Here is a 16,093-nt window from a genome sequence, read left to right as displayed (position 1 = left end):
AAAAATTTTAAATGACATTATTCAATAATAAATATCAAACCGATTCAAATAGATTAAAAAATTGGGATTATTCAAGCGAAGCCATCTATTTTATTACAATGGTTACCCAAAATAGAGAATGGCTTTTTGGAGCCATTAATGATCATAAAATGGAATTAAATCCGAACGGGAAAATTATTGAAAAGGAATTATTGAGATCAATTAAAATTCGGGAAAATTGGTTTTTTCATAATTGGGTCATTATGCCCAATCATATTCATTTGTTGATTGAAATAAAAAACGATAATCCCAATACGGTAGAGACGCACTGCAGTGCGTCTCTACATTGTACGTCTCTACAATTGGAATCGGAATCGCAATTATCAAAATTATTCCGCAAACCAAATTCGATTTCATCATTTGTCGCCATTCTAAAATCTGTTACAACCCAAAAAATCAATTTATTGACGGCAGATTCATCCAAAATATGGCAATCGAATTATCATGATCATATTGTTCGAAATCATGATTCATTTGATAAAATCTGCCATTACATAAAAAACAATCCAAAAAATTGGAATACCGATTCCATAAATTCAATTTTATAATGAAATTCCTCTTTATTTTTATTCCCTGCTTTATTTTCGCCCAACAAACCCAATTCGTTGATTTCAAATCAGTTTCCGCAAAACTGAACATAGATACGAATGAAAGATCGGTTTCGGGTTCTGTGAATTATGATTTTGAGGTTTTAAAACCAATCGACACGATAAAAATTGATGCCCAAAACATGACATTTTCGGATTTGAGGATAAATGGAAAGGAAATTATTTATCTAAACACGGGAAAACAATTGCAATTGGTATTTACATTTCAAAAAGGCAAAAATAAACTGGCTTTTGACTATAAAGCAATTCCGAAACAAACCCTTTATTTTGTTGGTTCTGCGGCGACTGACGATTTGCAAATCTGGACGCAAGGACAAGGAAAATACACTAGTAATTGGTTTCCTAGTTTTGATGATGTCAATGAAAAAGTGATTTTTAATTTAGGAGTTTCTTTTAACTCCGATTATGAGGTAATTTCAAATGGAATTTTAAAAAATAAATCCATTAATAATAAAGTGGCGCATTGGCAATATCAAATGCAAAAACCAATGAGTTCTTATTTATTGATGCTTGCCATTGGAAAATTTGTAAAACATGTAGAAAAATCAAAGTCCGGAATTCCTTTAGAAATGTATTTGGAACCAAATGATTTTGGCAAATTGGAACCAACCTATCGTTATTCAAAAAGGATGTTTGATTTTTTGGAAACAGCAATAGGAGTGAAGTATCCCTGGCAAATTTACAAGCAAATTCCGGTTCGGGATTTCTTGTATGCTGGAATGGAGAATACATCGGCAACTCTGTTTTCGAGCAGATATGTAGTAGATTCCATCGGTTTTGAAGATCGCAATTACACAAATGTCAATGCACATGAATTGGCGCATCAATGGTTTGGCGATTTAGTCACTGCCGAAAGTGGAAAGCATCATTGGCTTCAGGAAGGTTTTGCTACTTATTATGCTTTGCTGGCGGAAAGAGAAATTTATGGGGACGATTATTTTTATTCAAAATTATATCAATCGGCGCAGCAAATTAAATATGCTTCACGAACAGACAGCATTCCTGTTTTGAATGAAAAGGCAAGTTCCTTATCTTTTTATCAAAAAGGCGCTTGGGCATTGTTTGTATTGCATGAGTCGATAGGTGATAAAAAGTTTAAAAAAGCAGTCAAAAACTATTTAAAAAAACATTCTTTTGAAACGGTTAATACGCAGGATTTCTTTGATGAAATTAATAAGGTCTCTGATTTTGATACAGATAAATTTAGTAAAGTTTGGCTTCAGGAAACTGTAATCAATAATCAACATATCAACGAATTATTGGGTAAGAATAAAGCAATGAAGTTGTTGCTTGAAGTAGAAAAGCTAAAGAAAAAGCCACTAACTGAAAAAGAGGCTTTTTTTGCCGAAATATTAAATTCAGATGTCTATTTTACAGTAAAAGAAGTAATTGTTAATCAACTCAAAAATGAAGATTTTGAAGCCAAAAAACAGCTTCTTCTTCTTGCTTTGGGAACAAAAAACAGTCAAGTTCGTCAAGCTGTAACAGCTTCAATGCCTAAAATTCCGGCAGATTTCAGGATCGAGTATGAAACATTATTGTCTGATAAATCTTATCAAACACAAGAAATCGCCTTGTATTATTTGTGGAATAATTTTGCTGAATTTCGTTCCGATTATTTGAATCTGTCAAAATATTGGGTTGGTTTTAATGATTATAATCTGAAAACTTTATGGCTGTCATTGGCTATATCAACTCCAGATTATGCTGTTGATAAAACAAAACTTATAAAGGAATTGGTTGATTATTCTTCGCCAAATTATGAAGCAATTACAAGGCAAAATGCTCTGGAAAAACTAATCAATTTTAAATTAATTGATGATACCGTTTTGATTAATCTCGTAAATGCAACCACACACCATATGTGGCAATTTTCTAAATTTGGAAGAGATAACATTCGTAGTTTATTGAAAAACAAAGAAATGAGGGCTTCTTTTGAACGAATTTTGCCTTATTTGAATGAAAAAGAGCAATTTCAATTGAATAGATTGTTAAATTAGTACTAGATTTAATTTACTGAAATCAAAATATTTAAAAGATTCTGTTTAATTTTTAAAAATTGATATGAGGGCATTAGTAATTTCTGGTGGCGGCAGTAAAGGCGCCTTTGCGGGTGGTGTAGCGCAATATTTATTGCAAAATATGAATGAAAAATACGATTTATTCATCGGAACGTCTACCGGAAGTTTGCTTATACCTCATTTAGCTATAGGGAAAATTGATACAATTTATAATGTTTTTACCGAAGTTAGCATGGGTAAAATTTTTAATGTTAACCCATTTATAGTTAAAAGTAAAAACGGCATTGATACCGTAAGAATTAATCATTTCAATATGATTAAACAATTTTTAAGAAGAAAAAGAACCTTTGGCGAAAGTAAAAGATTGCTGAAATACATCAAAAAAAACTTTACCATAACGGATTTTCAAGAATTAAAGGCTTTAAAAACCGATGTTGTAATTAGCGTTACCAATCTTTCAAAAAACAGAGCCGAATACAAATCAATCCATAATTGCACTTACGATGAATTTTGTGACTGGATCTGGATTTCGAGTAATTATATTCCCTTTATGAGCTTGGTTTCCAGAAATGGTTTTGATTATGGCGATGGAGGATTTTCAAGTTTGGTGCCTATTCAGCAAGCTATTATTCGCGGTGCTACTGAGATTGACGTCATTGTTTTGGAAACTGAAAAGTCAAGCTCAAAAATAGTAATTGGAAAAAACCCATTCTCATTATTGATTGATTTATTTCGAATCGAATTAGACCAAATTGAAAAACATGATATATTACTGGGAAAACTATCTGCCACAGATAACAACGTAAAATTGAATATCTATTACACTCCAATAGAATTAACCCATAACGCCTTAGTATTTAATAATGCTAAAATGAAAGAGTGGTGGAAAACAGGATTTGATTATGCACAAAATAAAAACAACCCCCAAAAGACTATTATTTGATTATTACCACAATTGTCCTACTTCGTTTTTTATAAATGCCAAAGCAGCACTACTAGGAGATGGTTTCTCTAATAAATCACTAATAACCAATTCTCTTAATCCATTGGCATCTTGAACTTTTTCATTTTTTGCTGCTAATCGTATCATTTGTATAGTAGCATTTTTGGCTGTTACAATAATAGACCAACATTCGTCAGAAATATAAACTTGTTGAGATAAGTTATGCTCAAATTCTTGCTCAATTTGAGCAATCACAAAATTTTGATATTCGTTTTTATCGTCAGAAATAGGATTGATACGCACTATTAATTGGGAAGGATTAATGCGTTCCATTAGCAATGTCAATCTTTCGTATGCCTGCAAACGAAGTGGTAATATTGCTGATTTGTTTTCTTTTTGTAGCAACCATCGTCTAGTGTTTTGTTGGTCTTTAAAGTGAGAATTAAATAAAAAGTAAGCAACAGCACCCGTTATTAATGAAGGAAGAGTATATGCAATTATTTCAACGATTGTAGTAGAATTCATTTGGTTTAAATTTTGAAAAGCAAAAATATACTTTTTGGCGATAAATTCGCATGAATTATGGTAGAATGTATAAATGGAGTGGTATTTTTGCCGAAATATTTTAGACCCTGAAATATTTAATTTTTTTGCCAATCATAAATGGATACTTATATCATTATTTTTCTTTGCCTTGCCGCTTTTGCTGCAGGATTTATTGATGCTATTGTAGGTGGCGGTGGACTTATTCAAACGCCAGTTGGATTAATTTTATTACCTAACTTACCCGTTTCAACCGTTGTTGGAACTTTAAAAATCCCTGCTTTTAGTGGCACTTCATTTGCAGCTTTTCAATATTTGAAAAAGGTAAATATGAACTGGAGATTGCTGTTTATAATGATGGGATTGGCAATGCCTTCTGCCTTTTTGGGCTCTACTTTATTGACTTATATGAGCAATGATTTTATGAAACCCTTATTGCTTTTTATCCTTTCGCTTTTAGCGATTTATACCTATGCCAAGAAAAATTTTGGGCAACATGTTGAGAGAAATATTTCTGAAAGAACTCAAATTTTGAATGCAATATTAATCAGTTTTGTTGTTGGATTTTATGACGGATTTATTGGACCGGGAACTGGAAGCTTTTTTGTGGTGGCTTTTATTGCATTGATGGGATTCGATTTCCTTCATGCTTCCGCAAATGCCAAGATGGTTAACCTGGCGACTAATTTTGGTTCGATATGCTTGTTCATGATGAAAGGAAAAATCATTTGGGCAATAGCTTTACCTATGGCTGCAAGTAATGCTCTTGGCGGTTGGATTGGAGCTAAACTGGCTATTACGAAAGGAAATGGGTTCATCCGGGTTTTCTTTTTAGTAGTAGTGGTTGGCACTTTGATTCGCTTTGCTTACGATGTTTTCTGGAATTAAAATGTTCCGAAGAATCCACTAGAAATAGCTATTTAAATTTGTATAAAATTAAAGCGATTAGTTGTTGGTAACTTTGTATCACCATATTTAAATCAGCCTTTTTCTGACTATAAATAACCTTAGCTATACCAGTAATTTACAGACATAAATATAGCTGGCTTCTATTTAAAATAGAGATAGTAGCCTCGTTAATGAATAATTAAAAAATTAAATGAGAATAAAAGAAGTTAAATTGTTAGCCGAAAAAAATAAATCAATTGCAACTATTTTGGCTTTTGCATTAGTTCCATTATCAGGTTTAGCAACAGATATATATTTGCCTTCGATGCCACAAATGGGTATCGCGCTGAACACTAGTGTGAATAACATACAGCTTACGCTAATGCTTTTTTTGGTTAGTTATGGCTTAACACAGATTGTGGCCGGTAGTTTATTAGATATTTATGGTAGATATCGTTTGTCTTTACTAGCTTTATTTTTGTTTATCATAGCGAGTTTAGTAATAGCAACTACTGATAGTATTTGGGTGATTTATTTCATGCGAGTGCTACATGGTATTTCTGTTGCTTTCATAGCCGTTGCTAAACGAACTTTCTTTGTTGATATTTATGAAGGGGAAAAGCAAAAAAACTACCTCAGTATTATGACCATTGTTTGGTCTGTAGCACCAATTATCGCCCCATTTATAGGAGGATATTTGCAAGACGCCTTTGGATGGCGCTCTAATTTCTATATTTTGGCATTTTTTGGTTTTCTGATATTGATTTTAGAGTTGATTTTTTCGGGGGAGACTATGAAAACCAAAGTGAAACCCCAAATGCAAGCAATTAAAAACAGCTATTCTGAAATGCTGTTAAAAAAGGATTTTAGACATGGTTTGATGATGCTAGGTATTTCTTACGGAACTGTAATGTTTTATGGACTTACAGGGCCTTTTATTATGGAACATGAATTGGGTTATTCTTCAATTGTTACCGGATATGTGTCTTTGGGATTGGGACTGGCATGGATGACGGGTGGTTTTATAGGTAAAGCATTGATTAATAAATCGCTTTTGCCCAAATTGAGAGTGGCTAATTGCATACAGTTTATTATAATTTTAATAATGATGCTTACCGCTTCATTTTATAGCAACTTATTCACGATAACACTTTTTGCATTTTTAATTCACATTGCGGCAGGTTTTACTTTCAGCATTTATTTCCCCTACTGCCTGAGTAGGTTTCCTCAATATGCCGCTACGGCAGGAGGTCTCACAGGTGGAATTACCTATGTTTTAACTTCTTTTTTTAGTTATGGAACGGCTTATCTTGTTCAGGCAAAAACACAATTAGGATTAGGGCAGGGGTATTTGTTATTGGTTTTTGTCGGGTTTATTGTTTTAATGGTAATCGGAAAGAATTTAAAAACAGAAAAAAGACTGAAACAAGAATTAAGTCCGTTGAAATTGAAGAACTAAATTGGGATTGTTTATGAAGTTAACGGAATATTTCAACAACAAGTTCAAATTTAATGCTCACTCTTGTTCTATTTATTACTTAAAACGAATAAGTACTTCGGATTTTGATTTTAAACTTCTTTTTAATTCTTAAATCCTTATTTTTGCATAAATAGAAAATTTCAATGCAAAAATACATTTCCCAACTTAACGAAGCCCAACGAGAACCTGTATTGCAAAAAGACGGACCAATGATCATTATTGCCGGTGCAGGTTCAGGAAAAACGCGTGTGTTGACTATAAGAATTGCTTATTTGATGCATCAAGGAATTGATGCTTTCAATATTTTATCGCTTACATTTACCAATAAGGCAGCACGTGAAATGAAAAAACGTATTTCTGATATTGTTGGAAATAGCGAAGCCAAAAACCTTTGGATGGGAACATTTCACTCGGTTTTTGCCAAGATTTTGAGATCTGAAGCGGCTCTTTTAGGATATCCTTCTAATTTTACGATATATGATTCCCAAGATTCGCTTCGTGCCATTTCTGGAATTATCAAAGAAATGCAGTTAGACAGAGATGTTTACAAGCCAAAGCAGGTTTTGGGTAGGATTTCAAATTTTAAAAATAGTTTGATAACTGTAAAAGCATATTTCAATGATCGCGATTTACAGGAAGCCGATGCCATGTCCAAAAAACCTAGAATGGGCGAACTGTATGAAAAATATGTGGAAAAATGTTTTAAATCCGGAGCGATGGATTTTGATGATTTGCTATTAAAAACAAATGAATTATTGACTCGTTTTCCGGAAGTATTGGCAAAATATCAAAACCGTTTTCGTTATATTTTGGTTGATGAGTACCAAGATACCAATCATTCCCAATATTTGATTGTAAGAGCTTTATCGGATAAATTCCAAAATATATGCGTGGTTGGAGATGATGCGCAAAGTATTTACGCCTTTCGTGGCGCCAATATTAATAACATCTTAAATTTTCAAAAGGATTATGAAGGTGTGAAAACTTTCCGTCTGGAGCAAAATTACCGTTCGACAAGGAATATTGTTGAGGCAGCCAATACTATTATTGATAAAAATAAAGTCAAATTGGATAAAATCGTTTGGACAGCCAATGATTTCGGTCCAAAGATTAAAATACACCGTAGCATGACCGATGCTGAGGAAGGACGTTTTGTTGCCAGTACGATTTTTGAACAAAAAATGCAAAATCAAATGACCAATGGTCAATTTGCAATTTTATACCGTACCAATGCACAATCTCGCGCGATGGAAGACGCCTTAAGAAAAAGAGATATTCCATATCGCATTTATGGTGGATTGTCATTTTATCAAAGGAAAGAAATAAAAGACATACTGTGTTATTTGCGCTTAGTAATTAATCCAAAAGACGAGGAAGCGCTGATGCGCGTAATCAATTATCCTGCTCGAGGTATTGGAGATACTACTGTAGAAAAACTCACAGTTGCTGCCAATCACTACAAACGTTCTATATTTGAAGTGATGCAAAATATTGATAAAATTGACTTGAAGCTGAATTCCGGCACCAAGCAAAGATTAAAGGATTTTGTTACCATGATTCAGAGTTTTCAGGTAATCAATGAAAACCAAGATGCTTTTTACATCACCGAACATGTTTCTAAAAAAACCGGATTGGTGCAAGAATTAAAGAAAGATGCCACACCAGAAGGAATGGCAAAAATTCAGAATATAGAAGAGCTTTTAAACGGACTTAAGGATTTTATCGAAGGTCAAAAAGAAGTAGACGGTGCGCGTGGCGCCCTGTCGGAATTTATGGAAGATGTTGCGCTGGCTACAGATTTAGATAAAGACACTAATGATGAAGACCGCGTGGCTTTGATGACTATTCACTTGGCTAAAGGTTTGGAGTTTCCACATGTTTTTGTTGTGGGAATGGAAGAAGATTTGTTTCCGAGTGCGATGAGTATGAGCACCCGATCTGAACTAGAAGAAGAACGCCGTTTGTTTTATGTGGCATTGACACGCGCAGAACATCAAGCGTATTTAACCTATGCCCAATCGCGTTACCGCTGGGGAAAATTGACAGATAGCGAGCCTTCTCGTTTTATTGAAGAAATTGATGCACAATTTTTGGAATACCTGACACCTGCAGAGAGCAATTATCGCTATAAATCTTTGATAGATAAAGATGTTTTTGGAGATGTTGATAAATCGAAACTGCGTTTAGCAAAACCTTCCAATGCAGCGCCGCCAAAATACATTACCGATAATGAACCCAAATCGGACATAAATGTTCGTAAATTGAAACCTGTAGCAGGAAATGCCCCATCGGGTTCAGTTAATTTATTTGATAATAAATTGGTTGCCGGAAATATAGTAATGCATGAAAGATTCGGGAAAGGGCAAGTTTTGAACCTTGATGGCGTTGGAGCTGATAAAAAAGCCGAAATCAAATTTGAAGTCGGAGGAATTAAAAAGTTATTGTTGCGATTTGCAAAACTAGATATTATTGGATAAAAAAGTTTAAACAAAAAATAAAATGGCACAATTCATAAAAATTTACCCGGATAACCCTAACGAAAAAGAAATAGCCAAAGTAGTTAAGACTTTAAAAGAAGGTGGTTTGATTATATATCCTACCGATACGGTTTATGGCCTTGGTTGCGATATTACAAATACAAAAGCCTTGGAGCGCATTGCTAAAATAAAAGGAGTAAAGCTTGAAAAAGCAAATTTCTCTTTTATTTGTCATGATTTGAGTAACTTATCGGATTATGTCAAGCAAATTGATACGGCTACTTTTAAAATATTAAAAAGAGCCTTACCTGGCCCTTATACTTTTATCTTACCTGGAAATAATAATTTGCCAAAGGAATTTAAAAAGAAAACAACCGTAGGTATTCGTGTTCCAGATAACTCTATTGCATTGGAAATTGTTAGCCAATTAGGAAATCCTATAGTTTCTACTTCGATTCATGATGATGATGATGTGATTGAATATACAACTGATCCAGAGCTTATATTTGAAAAATGGCAGAATCTGGTAGATATTGTTATTGATGGTGGCTATGGAGATAATGTAGGTTCTACTATTATTGATCTTTCGGACTATGAACCTAAAGTGATCAGGGAAGGAAAAGGAAGTTTGGATATTTTGTAAATGATCAAATATTTTATTAATTCATGGTTTAGTGGAATAATAAAATGAATCAAAGTTTAAAAAACAATACTATTCTTAATCAATATTTAATTGGTTATTAAAAAAATATTAAGGATACATGGAAGCAGGTCGATTGACCTGCTTTTTCTATTTATAAAAAAAAGCATAAAAAAAAACGTCCCGAATTTATCGGGACGTTTTTAGAATAAACTGTTAATGAATAACAACTAATTATTGTTTTTGTTTTTTCATTTCTTTTTCAATCATATCATAGAACTGATCGATTTTTGGTAATACCACAATACGAGTTCTTCTGTTGCGTGCTCTGTTTTCAGCAGAATCATTTGCTACTAAAGGAATGTAAGAACTTCTACCAGCAGCGATTAATTGTTCTGGTTTAACTCCTAATTGATTTGTCAATACACGGATTATAGAAGTAGAACGTTTTACACTTAAATCCCAGTTGTCAAGTAAAACTCCGCTTCCGTTCAAAGGAACATTATCAGTATGACCTTCTACCATACATTCAAAATCTGGTTTATCGTTTACTACTTTAGCTACTTTAGCTAAAACTCCTTTTGCTTTATCAGTAACGTCATAACTTCCTGTTTTGAATAATAATTTATCAGCGATTGAGATAAATACCACTCCTTTTTCTACGTTAATTTCGATATCTGGATCAGAAATTCCAACTGAACTTTTCAAACTAGAAACTAATGCTAATGTCACACTGTCTTTTCTGGTTAAAGCATCTTGAAGTCTAGAGATTTTTAAATCTTTTTCTTTTAAACTTTCTAAAGATTTTTCTAAGTTTTCAGCCCCTTTTGATGTTAACATTGTCAAATCTTTTGACACATTGATCAATCCTTGATTGTGCTCTTTTAATCCTGCAACAGTAGCTGAAAGTCCTGCTTTTTCTTCAAGACAAGAATTTAATTTTACAGTTGCGCTATTTAATAAATCTTGAGTTTCTTTATTACGAGCTTCTAAATCGGCATATTTTTTTTTAGAAACACATGAAGTTAAAAGTGCCAATACAGATAAGGCGATTACAATTTTTTTCATAAATTTAATGTTAGTGTGAATTACAAAGTTAGTTTTTAAAGATTAGATTTTGCAAATAAATAATGTTAAAATCAATTAACAAAAATCTTGCCACAAATTATATAGTAATTATAAACGATGCTTTTTACGTTATAGTATTTCGTTGATTGAGTTTTGTCTCTTTTTTTATAAGTGCTTGAAAATAAACTGTAAAATGAAAAGTGCGCTTTGAGTATTGCCCAAAAATGAGAGAATTTTCCCTTTGAAATAAATTGAATTCCAGCAATTCCATCCAAAATCATCCTTAAAATAAGCACTTTGTAGAGGCTTTCCTTGGGCAAATTTTTGGTAAGCATTAATAATGAATTTCTGAAATTAAGATAGGTTTTCTTAGGATTTCCTTGTTGTAAGGTGGCTCCACCCACATGATAAACCACCGATTTGTGGTTGTATTTTATTTTATAGCCTTTATTAAACGCGCGCCAGCACAAATCAATTTCTTCCTGATGGGCAAAAAATGTACCATCAAAACCTTTCAGTTCATTATAAACAGCACTTCGAATAAAAAAACAAGCCCCCGAAGCCCAGAATATTTCTCGGTTATCATTGTACTGACCGTTGTCTTTTTCAATTGTTTCAAAAATACGACCACGACAATAAGGATAACCATATTTATCTATAAAGCCACCGGCTGCTCCTGCATATTCAAAGTATTCTTTGTTTTTGAAATCTAATAATTTGGGTTGGATAATAGCCGTTTGTGGTTCGCTTTCAAAAGTTTCTATAATAGGTCGCAACCAGTTTTCGGTAACTTCGATATCGGAGTTAACAAGAGCAAAAATTTCGGCATCAATATACTTTAATGCCTCGTTATATCCTTCGGCAAAACCTAGATTACTGTCGTTTTGCACTATTTTAACTGTTGGAAAAAAAGCTTTCACATAAGAAACAGAATCATCTGTAGACGCATTATCGGCAACATAAATAGTAGCTTCCGGAGAAAACTGTATTATAGACTGCAAAAATTGTTCTAATAATTGAACGCCATTCCAATTAAGAATGACTACTGCTATTTTTTTCAAAAGAATTATTTAAGTTTATTATTAGCTTAATGTTTTATTTGTTTCCGGCATATTGCGGAAGTTCAACCAAGAATTGATATTTTTCATTCTCAAAATCCATTTGGCAAAAGTAATGATTCAATCCATTAGTTACCATCAAAAATTGTGCACTCAGAGTCATGTTATAACGGGCAATTTGGTCGAAAGTGGCTTGGGCTATTTTTATTTCGGGAGCCTTGCATTCGATCAAAACAAAAATAGAGCCATCAGGGTTAAAAACGACGACATCATATCTTTTTTTCAATCCATTGACTTTTAATGCTTTTTCGACATTGATCAAAGATTTAGGGTATTTTTTCTCTTCCAGTAAAAATTGAACAACATGCTGACGAACCCATTCTTCAGGCGTGAGAATTATAAATTTTTTCCTGATTTCATCAAAAATAGACACTTTATTTTCGCTATTTTTGAAACGGAAAACATAAGAAGGAAAATTAAGTTGTTGCATAAAGCAAAACTATAACCAAATGAACGAATAACCAAATTATCAAATTAACTTATTTTGGACGAAGTCATAAAAATTGTAAACGATATTAAGGGTGGAAATATTCAACCCATTTATTTTTTGATGGGAGAAGAGCCCTATTATATTGATAAATTATCAGATTACATCGAAAAAAATATATTGTCAGAAGAAGAAAAGGGTTTCAATCAAACGGTTTTGTACGGTAGGGATGTGACAATAGAAGATATCGTTTCGACAGCCAAACGTTACCCAATGATGGCGGAACGTCAGGTGGTCATCGTAAAAGAAGCTCAGGAATTAAGCCGAACCATTGATAAACTAGAAAGTTATGCCGAAAATCCAATGGCAACGACCGTTTTGGTTATTTGTTATAAGTATAAAACTTTAGATAAGCGCAAAAAAACAACCAAATTACTGGCTAAAACAGGGGTGGTTTATGAAAGCAAAAAGTTATATGAAAACCAAGTTGGTGACTGGATAAAACGTGTTTTGTCAGGTAAAAAATATGCCATTGAACCTAAAGCCGCCGCAATGCTGGTTGAGTTTTTGGGAACCAATTTGAGTAAGATCAATAACGAACTAGAAAAACTACAGATTATTTTACCCAAAGGAAGTACCATAACTCCAAAAGATATTGAAGAAAATATCGGTTTTAGCAAAGATTTCAATGTTTTTGAATTGAGAAAAGCAATCGGGGAACGCAATCAACTTAAAGCTTATACCATTGCCGAAAATTTCGCTAACAATCCGAAAGAAAATCCAATGGTGGTTACCACAAGTTTGGTTTTTGGTTTTTTCGTGCAGTTACTCAAATACCATGGGCTGAAAGACAAAAACCCAAAAAATGTTGCTGCCGTAATAGGAGTAAATCCTTTTTTCTTGAAAGAATACGATGTTGCTCTAAAGAATTATCCGATGCGGAAAGTGAGTCAAATCGTAGCTTCTTTAAGAGAAATTGATATCAAAAGCAAAGGGGTAGGAGCAAATGCAATGTCAAATGCTGACTTATTAAGAGAAATGCTCTATAATATCTTTAATTAGCCGTTAAAATTGACGATATTTGCATTTTTAAATTATACCACAACTATGGGAATGAATAAGAATACTATCTTAGGATGGGCAACTTTAATAATGATACTGATGGGATTGCTCCTAATCGGTCTTGGCGCTTTTAGATACAGCGAAGTTTCTGGTTGGGGATTTGCTGCCGTGGGTGTTGGATTCTTGGCAATTGCCTGGGTTTTCAGCTCACTAAAAGGAAGAGTATAAATCATGTTTTGAATGTTGTCTTGAATCAGAATGGACGAATAGGCAAAGTAATTTTAAATTTTAAATAAGAAAAAATGTCAGACGATAAAAAAGTAATTTTCTCAATGCAAAAATTGAGTAAAACCTACCAAGGAGCAGACAAACCAGTTTTGAAAAATATTTATTTGAGTTTCTTTTACGGAGCTAAAATTGGTATTCTAGGTTTAAATGGTTCAGGTAAATCTTCTCTGTTAAAGATTATTGCAGGAGTTGATAAAAACTATCAAGGAGATGTTGTTTTTCAACCAGGATATACAGTAGGTTATTTAGAACAAGAACCAATTTTGGATGATTCTAAAACTGTTTTAGAAATTGTTCAAGAAGGTGCTGCAGAAACTATGGCTGTTTTGGCAGAATACAATCAGATTAACGATTTATTTGGTCTTGAAGAAAATTATTCAGATCCAGATAAAATGGATAAATTGATGGATCGCCAAGCGGCTTTACAAGACAAAATTGATGCTCTTGGTGCTTGGGAAATTGATACCAAATTAGAAATTGCAATGGATGCTTTGCGTACGCCGGATGGTGATACGCCTATCAAAAACCTTTCAGGTGGAGAGCGTCGTCGTGTAGCCTTATGTCGTTTGTTGTTGCAACAACCGGATGTTTTGCTTTTGGATGAGCCTACCAACCACTTGGATGCAGAATCTGTTCTTTGGTTAGAACAACATTTAGCACAATATTCAGGAACTGTAATTGCGGTAACGCACGATAGGTATTTCTTGGATAATGTTGCGGGTTGGATTTTGGAATTAGATAGAGGAGAAGGTATTCCATGGAAAGGAAATTATTCTTCTTGGTTGGATCAAAAATCAAGCAGAATGGCATTGGAAGAAAAAGTAGCTTCTAAACGTCGTAAAAACTTAGAGCGTGAGTTGGACTGGGTTCGTCAAGGAGCAAAAGGTCGTCAAACCAAACAAAAAGCACGTTTACAGAATTACGATAAATTATTGAACGAAGACCAAAAACAATTGGATGAAAACTTGGAGATCTACATTCCAAATGGTCCACGTTTGGGTACTAATGTTATCGAAGCAAAAAATGTAGCCAAAGCTTTTGGAGATAAATTATTATACGACAACTTAAATTTTACTTTGCCACAAGCTGGAATTGTTGGGATTATTGGGCCAAACGGTGCTGGTAAATCTACCATTTTTAAAATGATTATGGGGGAGCAAAAAACAGACAGCGGAGAATTCTCTGTTGGTGAAACTGTAAAAATCGCTTACGTAGATCAATCGCACTCTAATATCGATCCGAATAAATCAATCTGGGAAAACTTCGCAGACGGACAGGAATTGATTATGATGGGTGGAAAACAAGTGAATTCAAGAGCTTATTTGTCTCGTTTCAACTTTGGTGGAGGAGAGCAAAACAAAAAAGTTTCGGCACTTTCAGGTGGAGAACGTAACCGTTTGCATCTTGCGATGACTTTAAAAGAAGAAGGAAACGTATTGTTGCTGGATGAGCCTACGAATGACTTGGACGTTAACACACTTCGTGCTTTGGAAGAAGGATTGGAGAATTTTGCAGGTTGCGCCGTGGTAATTTCGCACGACAGATGGTTCTTGGATAGAATTTGTACGCACATTCTAGCTTTCGAAGGTGATTCTGAAGTGTATTATTTCGAAGGTGGTTTCACTGAATATGAAGAAAACAAAAAGAAACGTTTAGGTGGTGATTTAACTCCAAAACGTTTGAAATATAGAAAATTAATCAGAAACTAATTTTTAGTTTTTGTTGCAAAAAAAGAGGATGTCAAGCGGCATCCTCTTTTTTTATTTCTTTTTTTTGTCATTGTTCATCATAAGTAAAACTGCAGCTACTAATCCTATTACGACCAAACCGAAGACAAAAACAATAATTATTGAACCATTATCCCAATTGTAAAGTGCTATATTTTTCATATCTATAAATTTTAGAATATCAAAAATAGAAATTTCATTAGGTGTATAACATGATAAAAATCAGTAAATCTACTTATTATAAAAATTTTGATTTTAATTCGGCAGCTGGAATCATGCATTGTTCTTTTTTGCCGTACCATTGGTATCGGTTCTTGGCAATATGGTCGTAAATGAAATTTAAGAATCCAGTTGGTAAAATCTTGAAAAAAGCTAATAAAGAATAGAAGGACCCAAGATCTGTGGCAATTTCTAAAACTGCTTCTGATTTGTAATAATAAGAAATCCCGGGTTCGTAAAGTACAATGCTATCGATGTTTTCCGAATCAATTCCGATATGTTTGAGAATTTCCTGACCTAACTCAGATTGCAAAGAAACAAATCTAAAAAGGTCTTTTTTATCCTGTTTAATGATTAATTGCACCGCCGAATCACACAAATTGCAAATGCCGTCAAAGAGGATTATTTTTTTGTCTTTAGGGAAATCAAGCATTTTTTTAGTTTTAGTCATTACGAGGCACGAAGTAATCGCATTTAGTTTCTCAAGTTGAGTCTGTGCTAGCGTGATTGCTTCGTGCCTCGCAAAGACGCTACCGACTGAACAC

Annotated in this window: 16 protein-coding genes; 10 read left to right on the top strand and 6 right to left on the bottom strand. The window is 33.6% G+C overall.

Annotation, left to right across the window (positions count from 1 at the left end; genetic code table 11):
- Positions 1–11: 11 nt before the first annotated feature.
- The 3 genes from ACMDB5_RS11680 (at position 12) to ACMDB5_RS11670 (ending at position 3,611) form a co-directional block, all read left to right on the top strand.
- Positions 12–587, top strand: a complete 576-nt coding sequence (locus tag ACMDB5_RS11680; protein ID WP_413998436.1) for a transposase — start codon at positions 12–14, stop codon at positions 585–587.
- A complete protein-coding gene (locus ACMDB5_RS11675; protein ID WP_413998435.1) occupies positions 587–2,647 on the top strand; it encodes a M1 family metallopeptidase in 2,061 nt (686 codons plus the stop codon). Before ACMDB5_RS11680 ends, ACMDB5_RS11675 begins: the two co-directional genes overlap by 1 nt.
- Positions 2,648–2,711: 64 nt before the next feature.
- Positions 2,712–3,611 (top strand): patatin-like phospholipase family protein, encoded by a 900-nt coding sequence (locus ACMDB5_RS11670; protein ID WP_413998434.1) that lies wholly within the window; start codon positions 2,712–2,714, stop codon positions 3,609–3,611.
- Positions 3,612–3,614: 3 nt separating this feature from the next.
- Here ACMDB5_RS11670 and ACMDB5_RS11665 read toward each other — a convergent pair whose 3' ends face one another.
- A complete protein-coding gene (locus tag ACMDB5_RS11665; RefSeq protein WP_413998433.1) occupies positions 3,615–4,136 on the bottom strand; it encodes a hypothetical protein in 522 nt (173 codons plus the stop codon).
- Positions 4,137–4,274: 138 nt separating this feature from the next.
- Between ACMDB5_RS11665 and ACMDB5_RS11660 the strand changes: the two genes are divergently transcribed.
- The 4 genes from ACMDB5_RS11660 (at position 4,275) to ACMDB5_RS11645 (ending at position 9,642) form a co-directional block, all read left to right on the top strand.
- Complete coding sequence (locus ACMDB5_RS11660; protein ID WP_413998432.1) at positions 4,275–5,042, top strand: sulfite exporter TauE/SafE family protein; 768 nt, start codon at positions 4,275–4,277, stop codon at positions 5,040–5,042.
- A 211-nt stretch (positions 5,043–5,253) separates the two neighbouring features.
- A complete protein-coding gene (locus tag ACMDB5_RS11655) occupies positions 5,254–6,501 on the top strand; it encodes an MFS transporter (RefSeq protein ID WP_413998431.1) in 1,248 nt (415 codons plus the stop codon).
- Between the two features lie 164 nt (positions 6,502–6,665).
- On the top strand, positions 6,666–8,999 hold the full coding sequence (locus ACMDB5_RS11650) for an ATP-dependent helicase (protein WP_413998430.1): 2,334 nt from the start codon (positions 6,666–6,668) through the stop codon (positions 8,997–8,999).
- A gap of 22 nt (positions 9,000–9,021) precedes the next feature.
- Positions 9,022–9,642, top strand: coding sequence for an L-threonylcarbamoyladenylate synthase (locus ACMDB5_RS11645; RefSeq protein WP_413998429.1), 621 nt, complete (start codon positions 9,022–9,024; stop codon positions 9,640–9,642).
- 231 nt (positions 9,643–9,873) lie between these two features.
- On the opposite strand, the gene ACMDB5_RS11640 is transcribed toward ACMDB5_RS11645, so the two are convergent.
- The 3 genes from ACMDB5_RS11640 to ACMDB5_RS11630 all read right to left on the bottom strand — a co-directional run bounded on the left by ACMDB5_RS11640 (position 9,874) and on the right by ACMDB5_RS11630 (position 12,255).
- A complete protein-coding gene (locus ACMDB5_RS11640; protein ID WP_413998428.1) occupies positions 9,874–10,707 on the bottom strand; it encodes an OmpA family protein in 834 nt (277 codons plus the stop codon).
- Between the two features lie 71 nt (positions 10,708–10,778).
- Entirely contained in the window at positions 10,779–11,768 is a 990-nt protein-coding gene (locus ACMDB5_RS11635; protein ID WP_413998427.1) for a glycosyltransferase family 2 protein, read from the bottom strand.
- A 34-nt stretch (positions 11,769–11,802) separates the two neighbouring features.
- Positions 11,803–12,255: a type I restriction enzyme HsdR N-terminal domain-containing protein gene (locus tag ACMDB5_RS11630; protein WP_413998426.1), complete on the bottom strand. Its 453-nt coding sequence runs from the start codon at positions 12,253–12,255 to the stop codon at positions 11,803–11,805.
- A gap of 54 nt (positions 12,256–12,309) precedes the next feature.
- Here ACMDB5_RS11630 and holA point away from each other — a divergent pair, with 54 nt between their 5' ends.
- From holA to ettA, 3 genes are all read left to right on the top strand, one after another.
- Entirely contained in the window at positions 12,310–13,314 is a 1,005-nt protein-coding gene (gene holA / locus ACMDB5_RS11625; RefSeq protein ID WP_413998425.1) for a DNA polymerase III subunit delta, read from the top strand.
- A 45-nt stretch (positions 13,315–13,359) separates the two neighbouring features.
- Positions 13,360–13,542 carry a CAL67264 family membrane protein gene (locus tag ACMDB5_RS11620; protein ID WP_414000383.1) on the top strand — a complete coding sequence of 61 codons (183 nt, stop codon included), beginning with the start codon at positions 13,360–13,362 and terminating at the stop codon, positions 13,540–13,542.
- 74 nt (positions 13,543–13,616) lie between these two features.
- Positions 13,617–15,311: an energy-dependent translational throttle protein EttA gene (ettA, locus tag ACMDB5_RS11615; protein ID WP_413998424.1), complete on the top strand. Its 1,695-nt coding sequence runs from the start codon at positions 13,617–13,619 to the stop codon at positions 15,309–15,311.
- Positions 15,312–15,362: 51 nt separating this feature from the next.
- Here the strand turns inward: ettA and ACMDB5_RS11610 are convergent, their stop codons facing one another.
- Together ACMDB5_RS11610 and ACMDB5_RS11605 are read right to left on the bottom strand one after the other, a co-directional pair.
- Positions 15,363–15,491: a hypothetical protein gene (locus tag ACMDB5_RS11610; RefSeq protein WP_413998423.1), complete on the bottom strand. Its 129-nt coding sequence runs from the start codon at positions 15,489–15,491 to the stop codon at positions 15,363–15,365.
- Positions 15,492–15,567: 76 nt separating this feature from the next.
- On the bottom strand, positions 15,568–15,981 hold the full coding sequence (locus ACMDB5_RS11605; RefSeq protein ID WP_413998422.1) for a thiol-disulfide oxidoreductase DCC family protein: 414 nt from the start codon (positions 15,979–15,981) through the stop codon (positions 15,568–15,570).
- Positions 15,982–16,093: the final 112 nt, after the last annotated feature.

This window comes from Flavobacterium sp. W1B (assembly GCF_047344965.1).
Taxonomy (GTDB): domain Bacteria; phylum Bacteroidota; class Bacteroidia; order Flavobacteriales; family Flavobacteriaceae; genus Flavobacterium.
This window is presented reverse-complemented; position numbering and strand designations above follow the sequence as displayed.